Annotated in this window: 20 protein-coding genes; 11 read left to right on the forward strand and 9 right to left on the reverse strand. The window is 62.1% G+C overall.

Annotated elements, in window-relative coordinates; all coding sequences use genetic code 11:
• Window positions 1–11: 11 nt before the first annotated feature.
• Complete coding sequence (locus C4K40_RS07850) at window positions 12–935, reverse strand: LysR family transcriptional regulator (protein WP_022642947.1); 924 nt, start codon at window positions 933–935, stop codon at window positions 12–14.
• 50 nt (window positions 936–985) lie between these two features.
• On the opposite strand from C4K40_RS07850, the gene C4K40_RS07855 reads away from it, so the two are divergent.
• The 4 genes from C4K40_RS07855 (at window position 986) to C4K40_RS07870 (ending at window position 4,654) form a co-directional block, all read left to right on the forward strand.
• Entirely contained in the window at window positions 986–1,300 is a 315-nt protein-coding gene (locus tag C4K40_RS07855) for a hypothetical protein (protein ID WP_053135209.1), read from the forward strand.
• A gap of 158 nt (window positions 1,301–1,458) precedes the next feature.
• On the forward strand, window positions 1,459–2,058 hold the full coding sequence (locus tag C4K40_RS07860; RefSeq protein WP_022642949.1) for an FMN-dependent NADH-azoreductase: 600 nt from the start codon (window positions 1,459–1,461) through the stop codon (window positions 2,056–2,058).
• 212 nt (window positions 2,059–2,270) lie between these two features.
• Entirely contained in the window at window positions 2,271–3,134 is an 864-nt protein-coding gene (locus C4K40_RS07865; RefSeq protein WP_022642950.1) for a carboxylate/amino acid/amine transporter, read from the forward strand.
• Window positions 3,135–3,409: 275 nt separating this feature from the next.
• Window positions 3,410–4,654, forward strand: a complete 1,245-nt coding sequence (locus C4K40_RS07870; RefSeq protein ID WP_053135207.1) for an MFS transporter — start codon at window positions 3,410–3,412, stop codon at window positions 4,652–4,654.
• Between the two features lie 179 nt (window positions 4,655–4,833).
• Here the strand turns inward: C4K40_RS07870 and C4K40_RS07875 are convergent, their stop codons facing one another.
• Window positions 4,834–6,132: a mechanosensitive ion channel family protein gene (locus C4K40_RS07875; protein ID WP_022642952.1), complete on the reverse strand. Its 1,299-nt coding sequence runs from the start codon at window positions 6,130–6,132 to the stop codon at window positions 4,834–4,836.
• A 193-nt stretch (window positions 6,133–6,325) separates the two neighbouring features.
• On the opposite strand from C4K40_RS07875, the gene C4K40_RS07880 reads away from it, so the two are divergent.
• Window positions 6,326–7,669 carry a DEAD/DEAH box helicase gene (locus C4K40_RS07880; protein ID WP_031321130.1) on the forward strand — a complete coding sequence of 448 codons (1,344 nt, stop codon included), beginning with the start codon at window positions 6,326–6,328 and terminating at the stop codon, window positions 7,667–7,669.
• 62 nt (window positions 7,670–7,731) lie between these two features.
• Here C4K40_RS07880 and C4K40_RS07885 read toward each other — a convergent pair whose 3' ends face one another.
• Complete coding sequence (locus C4K40_RS07885) at window positions 7,732–8,007, reverse strand: hypothetical protein (protein WP_022642954.1); 276 nt, start codon at window positions 8,005–8,007, stop codon at window positions 7,732–7,734.
• A gap of 292 nt (window positions 8,008–8,299) precedes the next feature.
• On the opposite strand from C4K40_RS07885, the gene C4K40_RS07890 reads away from it, so the two are divergent.
• From C4K40_RS07890 to C4K40_RS07895, 3 genes are all read left to right on the forward strand, one after another.
• Window positions 8,300–8,881 carry a hypothetical protein gene (locus C4K40_RS07890; protein WP_022642955.1) on the forward strand — a complete coding sequence of 194 codons (582 nt, stop codon included), beginning with the start codon at window positions 8,300–8,302 and terminating at the stop codon, window positions 8,879–8,881.
• Between the two features lie 243 nt (window positions 8,882–9,124).
• A complete protein-coding gene (locus C4K40_RS31510) occupies window positions 9,125–9,289 on the forward strand; it encodes a hypothetical protein (RefSeq protein ID WP_157064367.1) in 165 nt (54 codons plus the stop codon).
• A gap of 72 nt (window positions 9,290–9,361) precedes the next feature.
• On the forward strand, window positions 9,362–9,988 hold the full coding sequence (locus C4K40_RS07895; protein WP_053135204.1) for a hypothetical protein: 627 nt from the start codon (window positions 9,362–9,364) through the stop codon (window positions 9,986–9,988).
• Window positions 9,989–10,118: 130 nt separating this feature from the next.
• On the opposite strand, the gene C4K40_RS07900 is transcribed toward C4K40_RS07895, so the two are convergent.
• Window positions 10,119–11,063, reverse strand: a complete 945-nt coding sequence (locus C4K40_RS07900; protein ID WP_053135200.1) for a GyrI-like domain-containing protein — start codon at window positions 11,061–11,063, stop codon at window positions 10,119–10,121.
• Between the two features lie 67 nt (window positions 11,064–11,130).
• Window positions 11,131–11,877 carry a thioredoxin family protein gene (locus tag C4K40_RS07905; RefSeq protein WP_022642959.1) on the reverse strand — a complete coding sequence of 249 codons (747 nt, stop codon included), beginning with the start codon at window positions 11,875–11,877 and terminating at the stop codon, window positions 11,131–11,133.
• A 159-nt stretch (window positions 11,878–12,036) separates the two neighbouring features.
• Here C4K40_RS07905 and C4K40_RS07910 point away from each other — a divergent pair, with 159 nt between their 5' ends.
• Window positions 12,037–12,429 (forward strand): hypothetical protein, encoded by a 393-nt coding sequence (locus tag C4K40_RS07910; RefSeq protein ID WP_022642960.1) that lies wholly within the window; start codon window positions 12,037–12,039, stop codon window positions 12,427–12,429.
• Window position 12,430: 1 nt separating this feature from the next.
• Here C4K40_RS07910 and C4K40_RS07915 read toward each other — a convergent pair whose 3' ends face one another.
• The 3 genes from C4K40_RS07915 to C4K40_RS07925 all read right to left on the reverse strand — a co-directional run bounded on the left by C4K40_RS07915 (window position 12,431) and on the right by C4K40_RS07925 (window position 14,465).
• Entirely contained in the window at window positions 12,431–13,300 is an 870-nt protein-coding gene (locus tag C4K40_RS07915; RefSeq protein WP_053135197.1) for a DUF6279 family lipoprotein, read from the reverse strand.
• A 66-nt stretch (window positions 13,301–13,366) separates the two neighbouring features.
• A complete protein-coding gene (locus tag C4K40_RS07920; RefSeq protein ID WP_053135194.1) occupies window positions 13,367–14,086 on the reverse strand; it encodes a TorF family putative porin in 720 nt (239 codons plus the stop codon).
• Window positions 14,087–14,276: 190 nt separating this feature from the next.
• Window positions 14,277–14,465 carry a hypothetical protein gene (locus C4K40_RS07925; protein WP_022642963.1) on the reverse strand — a complete coding sequence of 63 codons (189 nt, stop codon included), beginning with the start codon at window positions 14,463–14,465 and terminating at the stop codon, window positions 14,277–14,279.
• 349 nt (window positions 14,466–14,814) lie between these two features.
• Here C4K40_RS07925 and C4K40_RS07930 point away from each other — a divergent pair, with 349 nt between their 5' ends.
• The gene (locus C4K40_RS07930) at window positions 14,815–15,651 is read left to right on the forward strand and encodes a S1 RNA-binding domain-containing protein (protein ID WP_022642964.1); all 837 of its coding nucleotides are present in this window, start codon (window positions 14,815–14,817) and stop codon (window positions 15,649–15,651) included.
• Window positions 15,652–15,698: 47 nt separating this feature from the next.
• On the opposite strand, the gene C4K40_RS07935 is transcribed toward C4K40_RS07930, so the two are convergent.
• Window positions 15,699–16,619, reverse strand: coding sequence for a LysR family transcriptional regulator (locus C4K40_RS07935; protein ID WP_022642965.1), 921 nt, complete (start codon window positions 16,617–16,619; stop codon window positions 15,699–15,701).
• A gap of 175 nt (window positions 16,620–16,794) precedes the next feature.
• Between C4K40_RS07935 and C4K40_RS07940 the strand changes: the two genes are divergently transcribed.
• Entirely contained in the window at window positions 16,795–17,640 is an 846-nt protein-coding gene (locus C4K40_RS07940) for an SDR family NAD(P)-dependent oxidoreductase (protein WP_053135190.1), read from the forward strand.
• Window positions 17,641–17,646 lie beyond the last annotated feature (6 nt).

Raw genomic sequence — 17,646 nt, forward strand, 5'->3', positions numbered from 1 at the left:
TGGTTGGGACTTCAGGCTTGCTCGGGGGCGGCGAACGGCGCGTCCAGCGGCGCGGTGTCGAAGGTGCGCAGCAGTTCCACCAGGATCTGCGTCGCCGGGCCCAGGGGTTTGTCCTTGTTGGAGTAGAGGAAGAAGGTCGGATGGCGGCTGCCGCCCTGGTCCAGGGGCAGCACCTTGAGCAGGCCTTCGTTCAGCTCGCGCTCGATCATGTGCCGTGGCAGCCAGGCGAAACCCAGGCCGCTGCTGACGAACTTCGCGGCGGTGGCCAGGCTGCCCACGGTCCAGCGCTGCTCGGCACCCAGCCAGCCCACGTCCCGCGGTTGCTGGCGGCCGGAGTCGCGGATCACTACCTGCAACTGGCTTTCCAGGTCCTGGAAGGCCAGTTGTCGTTGCAGGCGGTGCAGGGCGTGTTCGGGATGGGCCACGGCGACGAATTCCACCGAACTCATCTCGGTCCCCAGGTAGCCGGGGATGTTGAAACCGCTGATGGCCAGGTCGGCAACGCCCTCGAGCAGCACTTCCTCGACTCCGGACAGCACTTCCTCGCGCAGGCGCACGCGGCAGCCGCGGCTCTGCGGCATGAATGCGGTAAGGGCGCGGACCAGGCGCGCATTGGGGTAGGCGGCATCCACCACCAGGCGGACCTCGGCTTCCCAGCCCTGCTCCATGTGATGGGCCAGGTCTTCGAGCTGGCTGGCCTGCTTGACCAACTGCCGGGAGCGGCGCAGCAGCACGCCGCCAGCTTCGGTGAGCACCGCCTTGCGCCCATCGATACGCAGCAGCGGCACGCCGAGCTGGTCCTGCATGCGTGCCACGGTATAGCTGACCGAGGATTGCGAACGATGCAGGGCTTCGGCGGCTTGGGCGAAGCCGCCGTGATCGACCACAGCCTGCAGGGTGCGCCATTGATCCAGGGTCACGCGGGGCGCTTTCATGAGGGGCTCCTCTTGTCCTAAGCTGGCGCTCCCGCATTGGAGAGCGCCGAATGAGAAAATTCTGTTGTGTGCTGCTGGCCCTGTTGCCCCTGGGGGCCTGGGCCTATCCCATCGATGTCGACAAGCAACTCAACGGCCTGGGCATCGACTACACCGCCTACGACACCGATGAGGACATCGGTTCCATCCAGTTGAACAACTATGGCAAGACCGACGCTACCTGCACCGTGGTGTTTCGCAACGGTCCCGAATCGCCTCGCACTCGCCGGGTGGAGGTCGCGGCGGGGCAGAGCCGGAACGTCACCGCCAAGTTCAACCGCAAGATCATCAAGCTGCGCCTGGACCTGAACTGCCAGGCCAAGTGACTCCAGTGAAGCCAGGGTCGACGACAACGTTGGGACTGGCTTCGCTTATAAACGAAATTATTGATTGGTTATAGCAGTTATTTGCGCTTTTTCATCGATATATCTCTGTTTAATCTGCGCCCCATCGACTTACGCATACCCCGATGGAGGCTTCACCCATGTCCCGCGTCCTGATCATCGAAAGCAGTGCCCGCCAGCAGGATTCCGTATCCCGCCAACTGACCCAGACCTTTATCCAGCAGTGGCAAGCGGCCTATCCGGCGGACTCGATCACCGTGCGCGACCTGGCTCGCAACCCGGTGCCGCACCTGGACGCCAACCTGCTGGGCGGCTGGATGAAGCCTGCCGAGCAACGCAACGCCGCCGAGCAGGATTCGCTGCAACGCTCCAATGAGCTGACCGAGGAGCTGTTGGCGGCCGACGTCCTGGTGATGGCGGCGCCCATGTACAACTTCGCCATCCCCAGCACCCTCAAGGCCTGGCTCGACCATGTGCTGCGCGCCGGGGTCACCTTCAAGTACACCCAGACCGGTCCCCAGGGCCTGCTCACTGGCAAGCGTGCCTTCGTGCTGACGGCCCGTGGCGGGATCTACGCCGGCAGCAGCACTGACCATCAGGAACCCTACCTGCGCCAGGTCATGGCCTTCATCGGGATCCACGACGTGCAGTTCATCCATGCCGAGGGCCTGAACCTGGGTGGCGATTTCCACGAGAAGGGCCTGAACCAGGCCAACGCCAGGCTGGCCCAGGTGGCCTGACGGGTTAATCCCCAGATAATCGCGGGATGTTCAAGTAGCTCCTGCGTACCCCCTTCAAGCCGGTTCGCGCATCGAACCTCCCTTTGCACTGCGTGCTCCTTCAGTGCCAATGCCCGATCGAACGCCTTGCGAGATCGGGCTTTTTTTTGCCGGCGATTTCACCCGCGCTGGCAAAACCGTTATCGTCGCCGCCATCCAAAGATGAGGCGAGCATGGGCTATCTACTTGTTGTCACCCTGATCCAGGCGTTTTCCTTCAATCTGATCGGCGAGTACCTGGCCGGGCATGTCGATAGCTACTTCGCGGTGCTGGTGCGGGTGCTGCTGGCCGGATTGGTCTTCATCCCGCTGACCCGCTGGCGCCGGGTGGAGCCGGCCTTCATGCGCGGCATGCTGCTGATCGGCGCGCTGCAGTTCGGCATCACCTATGTGTGCCTGTACCTGAGCTTCCGGGTGCTGAGCGTGCCGGAGGTGCTGTTGTTCACCATCCTCACGCCGTTGCATGTGACCCTGATCGAGGACGCCCTGAACCGGCGCTTCAATCCCTGGGGCCTGCTGGCGGCCCTGGTGGCGGTGGCGGGCGCCGCAGTGATCCGTTATGACCGGATCAACCCGGACTTCTTCATGGGCTTCTTGCTGCTGCAATTGGCCAACTTCACCTATGCCGCCGGGCAGGTGCTGTACAAGCACCTGGTGGCCCGCTACCCCAGCGACCTGCCGCATTACCGGCGTTTCGGCTACTTCTACCTGGGAGCCTTGCTGGTGGTGTTGCCGGCGTTCCTGCTGTTCGGCAAGGCGCACTTCTTGCCGGATGCTCCGGTGACCTGGGCGGTGCTGCTGTTCCTCGGGCTGGTGGCCACGGCCCTGGGGCTGTACTGGTGGAACAAGGGCGCCTGCCTGGTCACCGGCGCGACCCTGGCGGTGATGAACAACCTGCATGTGCCGGTGGGCCTTTTGCTCAATTTGCTGATCTGGAACCGCCATGAAGATCTGGGACGCCTGGCCCTTGGCGGGCTGGTGATCCTGCTGGCGGTGTGGGTCAGCCGCCATGGCCAGCGCAGGGTGGCCACGGCGTGAAGGTTACGGGCGCTAGCCAGATTGGGTAGCGGTTCTACGCAGCTGTTACCCCCATCCCCAGGAGCGATGCTCTGCCCAGGACCCGCCACATCGGCGGGTTCTTTTTTTGTCACTGTTTTTGTCATTTAAAACAAATAGTTAGCTAGTTAAAGCAAATGGCCGAGCGCAAGGTGACGCGGCTGGCCATGAAATTGCATTCATATGTATATACAAGACATTACAAGGTGGGGCTGGCTTTGCTGAAGCCGGCTCCAGGCAAGGGAGGGCGTTGCGCCATGAAGTTCCAGGTATTCCACGGCTGGTATGTGGTGCTGGCCACCCATGTGCTGTTGGCGCTGATCTTTGGCGGTGCCTATTCCTTCGGTGCGTTCTTCTCGCAGATCCAGGCCAATTTCGCGGTGGGGAGCTTTTCCGTGGCCTCGGTGTTTTCCCTGACTGCGTTGATCTACTACGCCATGGGGGTTGTCGCCGGCGTGCTGGCCGATCGCACTTCCACCCGGCGGGTGGTGGGGGCCGGCATCTTGTCCCTGGCCCTGGGTTTTTTCTGCGCGAGCCTGGCGTCCGGGTCGTTGTGGTGGTTCCTGCTGTGCTTCTGCGTGCTGGTGGGACTGGGCGTCGGCCTGGTGTATGTGCCGGCGGTGGCGGTGGTCCAGCGCTGGTTCGTCAGGCGGCGCAGCCAGGCCTCGGGCCTTGCCCTGGCGGGAACCGGGGTCGGGACCTTTGCCGGGCCGCTGCTGGCCGGCTGGCTGATGGAGCATTTTTCTTGGGAGGCGACCTTGCAGATCTTCGCCGGCGCGATCCTGCTGCTTGGCATGGGTGCCACGGCCCTGATGCGCAGCGGCCCCCAGGAGCTGGGGCTGTTCGCGGACGGCCTGCCCGCCATGGCCGAGCGGCCCCAGGCGGCCACGGCTGGCTTGCGCCTGAGCGAAGCCCTGGGCATGGCGCGCTTCTGGTGGTATTTCGCGGCGATCCTGTGCGGTTCGGTGGGGTTGTTCGTGGCGTTGGTGCACATCAATCCCTATGCCCGGCAGGCAGGGCTGGGGGTATCCGCAGCCAACTTGCTGATTGGCCTGATCGGCGTTGGCAACGTCGGCGGTCGCCTGTTCCTCGGCAGCCTGGGCGACCGGATCGGCAGCCGGCGCCTGCTCATCGCCCTGACCTTGGTCCTGGTGCTGTTGAACCTGCTGTGGCTGGTGGCCGATGGCTTCATGGCCCTGGCGTTGTTCGCCCTGTGCTTTGGCGTGGCCAACGGCGGTTGCATTTCGCTCTACCCGGCGGTGGCGGCCGATTGGTTCGGCACCGCCAACCTGGGGGCAATACTCGGCGCCCTGTACATGTCGGTAGGTATCGCGGCATTGCTGGGCGGCAGTCTCGCCGGCTGGTTGTTCGACCTGTACCAGGGCTACGGTGCGGCGATTTGCCTGGGGGCTGGGTGCGCGTTGCTGTCCGTGCTGTTCATCCTGCTGGCTTGCCGTTCGCTGCCTGACCCGCTGTCGCAGGCAGCACCGACGGCAGCCTGAAAACACCAGGAATCGGGGACTGGCGTTTGCATTGGGCGAGGTGATCCCCTAGCCGGTCGACGCTCGATTGCTCGCGATGCGAGTCAAAGGTAGCGCGTGTTTACGGGGTAAACGCAGCGCTTTGAAGCCCATCGCGGGCAAGCCTCGCTCTTACCGTTGCCTTAGCTGATCGGCATTAGTCAGAGCGCCTGCTTCTGGCTCGGGCCGATATGGCTGGCACCCAGCACCGCCGGTAGCAGGCCGGCGCGCAGGTCGTTGCCGCTGGGTTGCTGGTACAGGCTCAGGCCGAACTCCGGCATCACCGCCAGCAGGTAGTCGAAGATATCCCCCTGGATCCGTTCGTAGTCGGCCCACACCGTGGTGCGGGTGAAGCAGTAGATCTCCAGGGGAATGCCCTGGGCCGTGGTCTGCATCTGGCGCACCATGCAGGTCATGTTCGGTTGGATCTCGGGGTGGCTTTTCAGGTAGGCCAGGGCATAGGCGCGGAAGGTGCCGAGGTTGGTCATGCGCCGGCGGTTGGCCGACAGTGCGGCAACGTTGCCCTGGGCCTCGTTCCAACTTTTTAGCTCGGCCTGCTTGCGCCCGATGTAGTCGGTGAGCAGGCGTACCCCGCTCAGCCGCGCCTCTTCGTCGTCATGCAGGAAACGCACGCCGCTGGCGTCGATGAACAGGCTGCGCTTGATCCGCCGACCGCCGGACTGCTGCATGCCGCGCCAGTTGCGGAACGATTCGGACATCAGTCGCCAGGTGGGGATGGAAACGATGGTCTTGTCGAAGTTCTGCACCTTGACCGTGTGCAGGGTGATGTCCACCACGTCGCCATCGGCGCCCACCTGGGGCATCTCGATCCAGTCGCCGACCCGCAGCATGTCGTTGCTGGTCAGTTGCACGCTGGCGACGAAGGACAAGAGGGTGTCCTTGTACACCAACAGGATCACCGCCGACATGGCGCCCAGGCCCGAGAGCAGCAACAGCGGCGAACGGTCGATGAGGGTGGCGACGATGATGATGGCGCCGAACACGTACAGCACCATCTTCGCCAGTTGCACATAACCCTTGATCGAGCGGGTGCGGGCGTGCTCGGTGCGGGCGTAGATGTCCAGCAGGGCATTGAGCAGGGCGCTCAGGGCCAGGAGCTGGAACAGGATGGTGAAGGCCATGGCCAGGTTGCCGAGGAACAGCTGGCTGGCCTGGCTCAACTCCGGCACCAGGTGCAGGCCGAACTGGATCACCACGGACGGAGTCATCTGTGCCAGGCGGTGGAACACCTTGTTCTGGCGCAGGTCGTTGAGCCAGTGCAGGGCCGGTTGCCGCCCCAGCAGCCGCACGCCATGCAGCACCAGGTAGCGGGCCACCCGTCCGAGTACCAGGGCGACTACCAGCAACAGGGCCAGGCCCAGGCCGGCGTGGAGGAGCGGGTGTTGGTCGAGGGCTCCCCAGAGGTCCTGGGTATCGAGCCAGAGCTGTTTGAAGTCCATGGGCTAAAACGATTCTTCTGTGTGGCACAAGGGGGGGATTAGAGCATCTAACCCCGGCAAAGTTACGGCTTGAGAAAAATCGGCTAACAAAAAACCAACTCTTTGCCACCGTTTGCACAAAGAAACTCGGCCTGGGCCTCCGAAACCGTTACCCTATGCAGCTGTTTTTTTGCACATCTTCGAGGTAGCACCCGTGTTTTCCCAATTCGCCCTGCACGAACGCCTGCTCAAAGCCGTGGCCGAGCTTAAATTTGTCGAGCCGACTCCGGTACAGGCCGCGGCTATTCCGCTCGCGCTGCAAGGGCGTGACCTGCGGGTGACGGCACAAACCGGTAGCGGCAAGACCGCGGCCTTCATCCTGCCGATCCTCAATCGCCTGATCGGCCCGGCGAAGATCCGCGTCAGCATCAAGACCCTGATCCTGCTGCCGACCCGGGAGCTGGCCCAGCAGACCCTGAAGGAAGCCGAGCGTTTCTCCCAGTTCACCTTCATCAAGTCCGGCCTGATCACCGGTGGCGAGGATTTCAAGGTCCAGGCCGCCATGCTGCGCAAAGTGCCGGATATCCTCATCGGTACCCCGGGTCGCCTGCTGGAACACCTCAACGCCGGCAACCTGGACCTCAAGGAAGTCGAAGTGCTGGTGCTCGACGAAGCCGACCGCATGCTCGACATGGGCTTTGCCGAAGACGTGCAACGCCTGGTGGATGAGTGCCCGAGCCGCCAGCAGACCATGCTGTTCTCCGCCACCACCGGTGGTTCCGGTCTGCGGGAAATGGTCGCCAAGGTCCTCGACAACCCTGAGCACCTGCAACTCAACAGCGTCAGCCAGCTCAACGAGACCACGCGCCAGCAGATCATCACGGCCGACCACAACCAGCACAAAGAGCAGATCGTCAACTGGCTGCTGGCCAACGAGACCTACCAGAAGGCCATTATCTTCACCAACACCCGGGCCATGGCCGACCGCATCTACGGTCGCCTGGTGGCCCAGGACTACAAGGCGTTCGTCCTCCACGGCGACAAGGACCAGAAGGATCGCAAGCTGGCCATCGACCGCCTGAAGCAGGGCGGGGTGAAGATCCTGGTGGCCACCGATGTCGCTGCCCGCGGCCTGGACGTCGAGGGCCTGGACCTGGTGATCAACTTCGACATGCCGCGCAGTGGCGACGAGTACGTGCACCGCATTGGCCGTACCGGCCGTGCCGGCAACGAAGGCCTGGCCATCTCGCTGATCTGCCATGGCGACTGGAACCTGATGTCGAGCATCGAGCGCTACCTCAAGCAGAGCTTCGAGCGTCGCACCATCAAGGAGGTCAAGGGCACCTACGGCGGTCCGAAGAAGGTCAAGGCCTCGGGCAAGGCCGCTGGTACCAAGAAGAAAAAGACCGATGCCAAGGGCGACAAGAAAAAGTCTCTGGCCAAGTCGCCGACCAAGCGCAAGAGCGCCAACCGGCCAAAGAGCGACGGCCCGGCCCTGGTCAGCCAGGATGGCCTGGCGCCTCTCAAGCGCCGCAAGCCCGCGCCGGCCGCTGAGTAAGGCGCCGGCCTGAGGCCACTGAAAAGCCCGGACCTGGTCCGGGCTTTTTGTTTTCCGGACTTTCAGTGGTCGGCTTTTTTCTCGGCGTCGGCCAGTTCCTTGAGGCGTTGGTCGATCAACTGGCAATCGTCGGGCAGATCCTTGCTGGCGCTGCCCAGGTTCATCTTCTGCAACTCATCGTTGATTTCCTTGGCCTTGGCCGGGTTCTGCTCGGTGATCTTGCTGACCTCCCGGGCCAGTTGCTCGCGCTTGGCGGTGGCTTCGTCCGGGGTACAGGCCCAGGCGGGCAGGGCCAGCAGCAGGCTGCCGGCGAGGATGAGCAGGTTCAGGGTTTTCATGGGCTGCGCCTCATGTGGTGGACAGGGGGACATCCGGTTGAGGCGCCTGCAGCGGGCAAAGTTCAGTTGGATCGGCCTCGGCACGCCAGTTCTGCAAGCTGGGTTCAATTGACGCCTGGGTAGTGGCGAACTAATATCGCGCGCCTTTCCTGGTATCGCTGCTGTCCCGAACGGGCGAATCTTCACGTTCCCCTCAAGCGTTCCGGGTCATGGGCGAGCGCCAAGCGCCTGGATACGTTTCCTTGATCCGAGCCAGTGCACCCAACGAAATCGCTTTCAAGGAAGATCCTTAATGCGCCTGCTGTCGCTGTTGTTCACCTGTGTCTTGCTCGTCGGGTGTGCCTCCCGGCCGGATTACTACATCTCGTCCAAACCCGTGCAGATTCCTGCCGACGCCACCTACTGGATCGACCATTTCGATCTGCAACTGATCGGGGAGAGCCCGCGCTTCTTGCCTGAGGACAAGCTGCGCCAGCAATTGGGCACGGAGTTGATCCAGCAACTGGGCAATGCCAATCGCTACGCGGCGACCAAGGACAGTGCCGATTACCTGCTGGATGTAGAGGCGGTGTACAAGCGCCGGCTCAGTGACTCCCAAGGTGGGCTGGTGTCCAAGATCGTCGACGATAATACGATCCTGGCCAGTGTCGACTTCGGCTACAAAGTCCAGGTCAAGCGTGCCGGTGTCGAAGTGTTGCACTTCGCCCAGCAACGCGATGGGCTCCAGCCTGCCGGCGCAATGGGCCAGTTACGCAATATGAAAACCATGCTTGGGGTGATTACCAACAGCGGTAACTCCGATGTGGAGACCTTCTATGTTCGGGTTCTGCCGCGCTTCATCGTGCGCGATATCAGGGCCATTCCGTCCCGCTGAGGCAAGCCCGCTGGTCATGGGCCTGGCAAAAAAATGACGGGGGAGCACAGGCTCCCCCGTTTGCATTCCGGCACTGGCGGCTGCAGGACCGTGAGCGCATGCCGGGCTGGTATTCCAGGTCATCGGCCCCCGAATCATGAGGCATCCGCCGGACGATGTTTGAACGCGAGCGACCGGCAACCTCCGGTGCGTACTCCGGAAAATGACGTTCTGAGTCGATAGGGAAGTTGGAGCTTTTAAAAAATGGGCAAGGGCGAGGAGGCTGATCTTGAGGTTTGCCATTGGCAGGCCTGGTCATTGGGGCTTGATGCGGTTTTGGTGAACTGCATCGGCTTGAAAGAAGTCGTCGCTATAAAAGATAGATTCCAGGATTCTGGAGAAATTTATAGAGCCTGGATTTTTGATTGAGCCTAGTCGGTAGCAATTTCGGGTTTTATATTTTGAGTTGGCTCATGAACTCTGGCCGATAATAGGGGGGTAATGGACGTGGCAACGAATGATCTGCTTTGTAGAGTGCCGGAGAGTGCTGATTATGCTGTTGATGCGACCGATCTAGATCCTGAGGATATTCCCCAGTCCAGAGTGGATGGTGTAAGGCACTTGTTGTTCTACGCAACTGACGATGCGCAGCGGTTCTTGGCTGCAAGGTTGCTCGCTAGCTGGGGATATCACGAAGGCCTGGTCGAGTTGGAAAGGCATATCGATGAATATGAGAAAGTTGCCGGCACCTTCACTCACCGAATGTATGGCTACGATGATACTGGCCGGCAGGTACTGATGGCGGTCATCAAGTATTTTGCTAACGTTGCGGACAGAGGTGATGCCCAAGGAGCGAGAGCGCAGATCTATGTTCTTATAGAAAAGTTGATCTTGCTGGCGAACCGAATGCCGTTCGAGATATCCAGGCTTTTTGATTTTGTCCGAAGTGAGAGGGCGTTTGAGTATCTACCTCTGCTGGAGCGGCATTTGCAGTCGATCATTGACTATCCAGAAGTGCATGGTTGGAAAATCAAGGAGGTGATTGAACTACTGTTGGATTTTGATGCTGAGTTTGCTCTCGCTCTTTTGCGAAGCAAGGGCAAGGCTCTTGAAGATTTTAATTTCTGACGTTTGATCTGTGTTCTGGGGTAGCTGCCCTGTGTCCACTAGAAGGTCTTGGCAATAGCTACCAAGCCATGTCGCAGTATTGAACCGGGGCAGCCTTGGCTGCCCCGTGTCGTTTCTGCTCTGTCGTGGCTTACAGCGCCTTGACTGGAAAACAGATATCGAACTCCAGATCACCGGTTCGATCGCTCCAGGCGTCCATCGAATACAGCTCGAAGGCTGGCCGCGCGTCGGGCTGCATACCGCTCTTGGGCAGCCAATCGCGGCACAACTCGCTCCAGGTATCGGCGATATCGGGGCCTTTGCCCTGGTAGTGCGTGATTGCATAGAGGCCACCGGGCAGGGTAGTGACGACTGCGGGAGCCCGGCCCTTGAAGTCGAGGGGGACTTCGACGCAGGCGTCGTAGCGGCATTTCTCGGGTGGGGTGACGTAAGGGTCGTCATGACCGATGCCGTAGCGTGCGCGGCCCATGAGCCCGTTCTCGGCCATCCAGGGGATGACGGCCTGCTGCCAGAACAGGCCGATCCCCGGCCCGTAGGCGCCGGTATAGCGCAGGTAGGCGACGCGTACGGGGGGCAGTTCCTTGATGGTGACCTTCATCGTGAGCTCCTTCAGGTGGATGAAGGCATCAGGGTCGTCGAAAGCCGGGATGTGGGTCTGATCAGGATTGCGCAATTGCCGCAGGCGGCGTTCGCGAATGTCGTCCAGGCGGCGGTGCCAACGCTTGGGCTCGGTATCGCGCCAAGTGCTGGGCGAGACCGAGAAGTGCTGCTTGAACGCCCGGGAAAAGGCCTCGCCGGAGCCGAAACCCACTTCCAGGGCAATCTCCAGGATGGAGGCTTCAGGCCGGCTGGCCAGCAGGTGTGCGCCACGGGCCAGGCGCCGGCGCCTCAGGTAAACGCCCAGGGGTTCACCGACCCAGGCGCTGAACAGGCGATGAAAATGATAAGGCGAGAAATGCGCCACCTGCGCCAAGTCACCCAGCTCCAGGGGTTGGTCCAGGTGTTGGTCGATATGCTCCAGCACCCGGTTCATGCGCAGGGTGTATTCGTGGAGACTGTGGTAGGTGGGGGTCATGCCTACAGCTTAGCTGGCGCTTTGGTGGGACCGCTAGCGCGGTCCCACCGTCGATCGTGCCGAGTGTTCAGTCGTCGCAGCAACATCCCGCCCCCTGTTTCGCACCGGGGGTTGGCGCATAGCGGTCATGGTGGCGAACCCAGTTCATGATCGGCCCCTCGTTGCGCCCCTTGGGCGTGAGGTCGAGGAAATTGTACGCCCCTAGCAGCAGGTCCAGGCCCCGGGCATAGGTGGAGTAGGTGTGGAATATCTGTCCCTGCTCGTTGCGATAGAACACGCTCAAGCCGGGCAGCTCCAGCTCGTTACCGCTCACTGGCGCATAGTTGTAGCTGGCTGTGGCGCTGGCCAGCTGTTCGCTGTCGAAGCTGACGCCGAAGTCCTGGTTGAAGTCGTCGCCGGCGCTGGAGAGCCAGTCGAAGCGCCAGCCCATGCGCTGGCCAAAGGCCTGGAACTGCTCGTAGGGCGCATGGGACACCGCCACCAGCGCCACGTCATGGTGGGCCAGGTGCAGGTTGGCCCCATCGAAATGATCGGCCAGGAATGAGCAACCCTTGCAGCCTTCTTCCCAGCCGTCTGCGAACATGAAGTGATAGACCACCAATTGGCTGCGACCGCCGAACAACTCGGCCAGCGTCAGTGCGCCATGGGGCCCGTGGAAGCGGTAGGGCTTGTCGATCCGCACCCAGGGCAGTGCCCGGCGCTCGGCGCTGAGCCGGTCACGTTGGCGGGTGAAGGCCTTTTCGTTGAGCAGGTGCTGCTTGCGTGCTTCCAGCCATTGTTCCCGGCTGACCACGGGATGGTCGCTGATATCCATGACATCGTTCCTCAGGGCGGGGGATGGGTTCTACACACGCTAGTCGTTTGGTGGGCAAGCAGATCGACAAGCTGCCAGGTGGTGCGAATTTCCTGAACGGCTGGCGTAGCCACCGGTCACAACCCAGGCAAGGCATTGCATTCTGGAGGTTGAATCGAAATGACGACTTACAACTGGGATCTGATCGAACGCTTGCTGCACGAAGTGCAGAACGGTGCTGGCCACAGCTTCACCCCACGGCCTTATGCCGAGCAGCATGCGGCGGCCATGGCCGCCGAAGGCGAGTCCACGGGCAACCTGGATGAACTGAAGACTACCGCCACCGAATACGAAAAACTGCTGCTGGACCGGGGGTTCATCCAGAGCAGGCCGGAGCAGGAGGGCGGTAACGGCGAGAACTTCATGCTCACGCCCCGGGGCTCGAGCCTGTTGTGCTTGCTCGACAGCAGCATTCCGGGCAACGAGCATCCACGCCAGGTACTGGACGAACAGGCCGATGCCCTGGACCCACTGACCTTCGACGAGCTGGCGTCCAAGGCCCAGATCGCCTGAGTCAGGGACGGCGGGCGTCCTGCAGGCATTTCAGGTTGGTGAAGTCCTGGCGCACGCCGTCGATCTTCTTCAGCAGGCGCTGGCGTTGCTCGGGACTGCTGCTGGCCATCAGGTCCACCACGAGGCTGCGTGCGGCCTGTTCGGTGTGCTCGTAGGCCTGGCGGTAGTCGGCGGTCCACAGGCTTTCGCGGTCCACCAGCAATTGTTCGATGCGCTGCGGGAAGTCGCTGGCCCGCCGCTGCTGTACTGCAGCGCTGAACAGCGCCTGCCAGTGGGCGCGGTTGGCGAGCCACTGGCGGTTCTGCTCGCCCAGAGAGACGGACCATCGCTCGACACGCAGGCGTTGTTGTGGGTTCAAGGTACCGAGCCAGGCCCTGAGGCGTTTTTCCATGCGCTGGCTACGCTGATCGATCTGCCGTGCCAGGGGCGGCTGGAGGTACTGCTCGCGGTGTTCCTGCAGGTCCTTGGCCAGGGAGCTGTTCATCTGCGCCACTTGCCGCTCATCCAGGCCTTGGAGCAACTCCACGGCCGATGGGGTGATCTGGCGGGCGATCTCGGCGATGGCTTGCTTGGCTTCACGGGTGCGTGCCTGCAGCGCCGCATCATTGACCTGGTTGTCGCGGACCATCGACTGCAGGCGGTCGAGCCAGTCCAGGTAGCCCGGTAGCTGGGTGCTGCAATGCCAGCTCAGGTGCTGCTGCAGGCGCTGGTTGAGCCAGCTCTTCTGCTCGCTGTTCATATCCAGGTAATCGTCAAGGGTCCAGGGAATGATCACGTCCAGGTTGCGGTAGGCCAGGCCCACCCGGCTACAGGCACCCAGCAGCAGGCTGGCGATCAGCAAGGCGATGAAGAGGTAACACCGGCGCGACATATCCAGGTCCTTGGGTGTGCGGGTTGCTGCATCTGAACTCCGATGGCCCCTGGCAGTTCAGCTCTTCTAGTAGAAGCTCCGCTCGGCCTTGAAGGTCAGCAGGCCGTCGCAGCGGCTGTTGTGTCCAGAATAGGCCGGGCAATCGCTACCGTTGAGGCTGGAGTCGCTGTAGATTAGGTTGAGATCGATCCCCAGCCATGGTCGGGAGAACTTGATCGACCAGTCGTTGAAGCTGGAGATGTAGCCGCCCTTGGCCACCGACACGGCATTGTTCAGGCGGTAGGTGCTGTACTTGACGCTGACCCCGATCCCGAACGGTGGGTTGCCGCCCAAGTCGGCGAACAGGGTGCTGTTGCGTCGGTCCGGGTCGTTGCTGAAAGCCGCGCCGAAACGGCTGCCCAGCAGGCTCAGGCCGCCGTAGAGCTGCTGGCTGTCCTGGGTGCGCAATTGCGGATAGTTGTAGTGGATCACTCCCAGTTCATAGCCCAGGTTCTGGTCGAGGGGCTGCTTGAAGCCCAGGTAGGAATCGACCTCCAGGCGGCTCGCGGGGCTCAGGCCCAGGCTTGGCGACCACTGGCCGAAGTACCAGCCGCTGTCGTGGTCCAGGTCGAGGCCGCCATGGAAGGAGCCGCTGGAAGATGGTTTGACCAGGCCCTGGGCCATGCTGCGGCTGGGGCTGGTGCCCAGCTTGAGGTCGAAGTCGCCCAGTTCGCGCTGGAAGATCTGCGCTTGGGCCAGCGGGCACGCCAGGGCCAGGCAGATGGCCAGGAAAGTGGGTTTGCGCATGCAGCACTCCTTGGACTGCGGGGAGTGACAGCCTGGGATGGCTGAAACGATTTATCCAGAGGCTGCAAGGATACCGGTCGTGGCCTGCAGGCTCGTGCCGTTCGTCGATTTTTGCGGGAGCGGGGGAGAAGGTAGCGCCGGCCCCGACGCTTGGAGCAAGCGCCAGGGGACCAGGAAAAGCGGGGGAGTATTACTTCTTGCCGAGGCTGATCTGCTTGGACGGGCTGAAGGTCTGGCCGCTGACGCCCTTGGCGATCTGCTGGATCTGGCCACCGGATTTCAGGAAGGCCGCGACCTGTTCATTGATCGATTCGCTGGTTTCCACCACGGGGACAGGTTTGACTTTGCTGCTGGAGTTTTTTACTCGCATGATTGCCATTTAACCTTTGGGAAAATTAATTTGGCCAGCCATCCTAACAGACTCGCCCGATAATTGTTTGTTTCCCCGGGTGTTAGTGCAGGTCGGAGTTTATTCTTGTTCCTGAAGCAGTATCTCGAATATGTCGCTAAGTCGCTGTTTTAAATAAGACCTGCCCGGCCAGTGGCGGCTGCGGCGCGAGGGAAAATGGCCAAGACGGCGACCCCTGGCCTGACGAATGGGCTGCAGTCTGTCGCCAAAGCCAGGAAAACCGCAGCCTGGCGCGGATTTTCCGCCGCGGTGCCACAGCGGCGCCAACCTGGCCATGGAAAACAGGTAGAATGCCGCCCACGCAATGAGGGTATTGGAAATGGCTTTAGTCGGGCGTTACAACAGTTTGCAAGTGGTTAAACATACCAACTTCGGTTTGTATCTGGATGGCGGTGCGGATGGCGAGATATTGCTGCCCAATCGTTATATCCCCAAGGATATTCCCAGTGAAGATGAAGACTGGCTGAACGTTTTTGTTTACCTGGATAGTGCAGACAAGTTGATTGCAACAACCGAGAAGCCGAAAGTCCAGGTCGGTGAGTTCGCCAGCCTCAAGGTCGTCGAAGTCAACAGCATCGGCGTCTTCCTGGACTGGGGACTGTCCAAGGACCTGCTGTTGCCGTATTCCGAGGAAAAGCGCCAGCTCAATGCCGGTGATTACTGCGTGGTGCATGTCTACCTGGACCGCCACACCCGTCGCATCACCGCTACGGCTCGCCTGGATCGTTACCTGGACAAGACCCCGGCCAACTACCAGGCCGGCCAGGAAGTCGATCTGCTGGTGGTGGAGTCCACCGACATGGGCTTCAAGGCGATCATCAACAACAAGCACTGGGGCCTGATCCACAAGAACGAGGTGTTCAAGTTCCTGCGTTCCGGCATGCAGGAAAAGGGCTTCATCAAGGAGCTGCGTGCCGATGGCAAGATCAGCCTCAGCCTGCAACCTGTGGGGGCCCAGGCCGCCAGCAGCCTGAACGCCAAGATCCTGGCCAAGCTGCGGGAAAACAACGGCACCCTGGAGGTCAGCGACAAGAGCGATCCGGCCCTGATCAGCCGCCTGTTCGGGGTCAGCAAGGGCAATTTCAAGAAGGCCATCGGCGCCCTCTACAAGCAGGGCGAGATCGTCATCCACGCCGATCGTATCGAGCTCAGCTAAGGCTCGTTCCCTTCCACTCCGGGGGCTTTGCGTCCCCGGGGCGGCTCTCAGGCCACTTCGGCGGACGCCGGTGGCGCAAAATCCAGCAAGTCGATGAAGTTCTCCAGCAGTGGCGAGGCATTGAGCCGGTTGTGGCTCATGTACAGGCCGATGCCGGGATTCGGCTTGCGCTCCAGCGCTGTCAACGGGCGGAACACCACCTTGTCCCGCAGGGTGGTATCGGCCACCGATTCCGGTACCAGCGCCACTCCGAAACCACAGGCTACCAAGCCGATCTGGGTATGGACCCGCGCCGCTTCCTGGACCACCCGGGGCTGGAAACCGGCGGCTGCACACAGGCCCATCAACTGGCTGTGGTATCCGCTGCCCAGGGGCTGGGGGGTGAACACGAAAGGCTCGTCGGCAAACTCCTGCAAGCGCACCTCCTGGCTGTTGGCCAGTGGATGCCCGGCAGGCAGGGCCATGAGGATTCGCTCGTCGAGGATCAAGCGTGATTCGATGGAGTCGGCAGGCAAGGGCAACAGGCGCATGAAGGCGATATCCGCCTCGCCCGCCAACAGGGCCTTGGCCTGGCTGGCGGAGGGCATCTCGCGGATGACCAGCCGGACCTTGGGATAGCTTTCGCGAAAACGCCGCAGGCCATGGAGCAGGCCATCGTAGTAGGTCAGGGACAGGGTGCAGATGGTGAGCTGGCCGGCGATACCTGCACCGACCTGGCGCGCTTGCTCGATACCCTGCTCCAGGTCCTTCAGGGTACGGTAGGCGACATCGAGGAATGTCGAGCCGGCCGGGGTCAGCCTGACCTCGCGTCGGTTGCGGATGAAGAGGCCGAAGCCGAGCTTCTGCTCGAGGCGATGGATAGCCTGGCTCAGGGCCGGTTGCGCCATGAACAGGCGGTTGGCGGCCTTGTGAAAGTTCAGTTCCTCGGCGACCGCGATGAACTGCCTGAGCAGGCGGGTCTCGACCATTTCTCGCATTCCCTCGTTGGCATTGAGCGACAGGCCGCCATCATAGAGGCGCCGCCGGCAGGCTCCAACCGGGCCCGGGCTGATAGCTGCGGGGTATCAGTGGCGCATCGATAAAGTATCAAGTCCTCCCGTTGTTTGTTGTTAAGGTGCGGGCGACACAACAGGAGAGGCCAACATGGATTTCAAGGGTAGGACTGCCATCGTCACCGGGGGCGGACGCGGCCTGGGCCTGGACTATGCCCGCGCGTTGGCCGGGCTGGGCGCCCGGGTGGTGATCAGCGACCTGGGCACCGATCGCCTGGGCGCGGGCGCCGATGAGCAGGTGGCCGTCACCGCGGCGCGTATGCTGCAGGCCGAAGGCGGGCAGGTGGTCGCCCATGCCGGCGACCTGGCCGATGAAGCCACGGCCCGGCAGTTGGTGGCCCTGGCCGTCGATACTTTCGCCGGGGTGGACATCATCATCCATAACGCCGGCTGGGTCGGTTACCAGGGCATCGAGGACACCGACCGCGAGTTTCTTTCGCGGGCGCTGGACGTCAACGTGCAGGCGCCGACCTGGTTGTGCAAGCACGCCTGGCCCTATCTCAAGCGTTCTGACGCGGCGCGGGTGGTCCTGACCACCTCGGACCGGGCCATGTATCAGCAGTATGCCCAACCCGGGCTGTTGGCCTATGCGGCCGGCAAGATGGCCCAGTTGGGCATCATGAATGCCCTGGGCATGGAGGGGCGGGAGCACGGGATCCTGGTGAACGCCGTCTCGCCGGTGGCCAAGACCCGGATGTGGGGCGTGACCGAGGCCCCGGTCGAGCTCAAGCCGGAATGGGTGACCCCGGGAGTGCTCTACCTGGCCAGCGCCGCTTGCCGTGATAGTGGCTACGTACTGCGGGCCAGCAATGGCCAGTTCACCGCGACCCGCTTCAGTGAGAACCCCGGGGTCGACTATCCCCGGAGCCTGGCTCGGGTCGCGGCGAGCAGTGTCGAGGATGTCGCCCGCCTGTGGGAGCAAATCAAGGAAGGCTGAGCGGCC

This window comes from Pseudomonas sp. CMR5c, assembly GCF_003850545.1.
In the GTDB taxonomy this organism is placed as follows: Bacteria; Pseudomonadota; Gammaproteobacteria; order Pseudomonadales; family Pseudomonadaceae; genus Aquipseudomonas; species Aquipseudomonas piscis.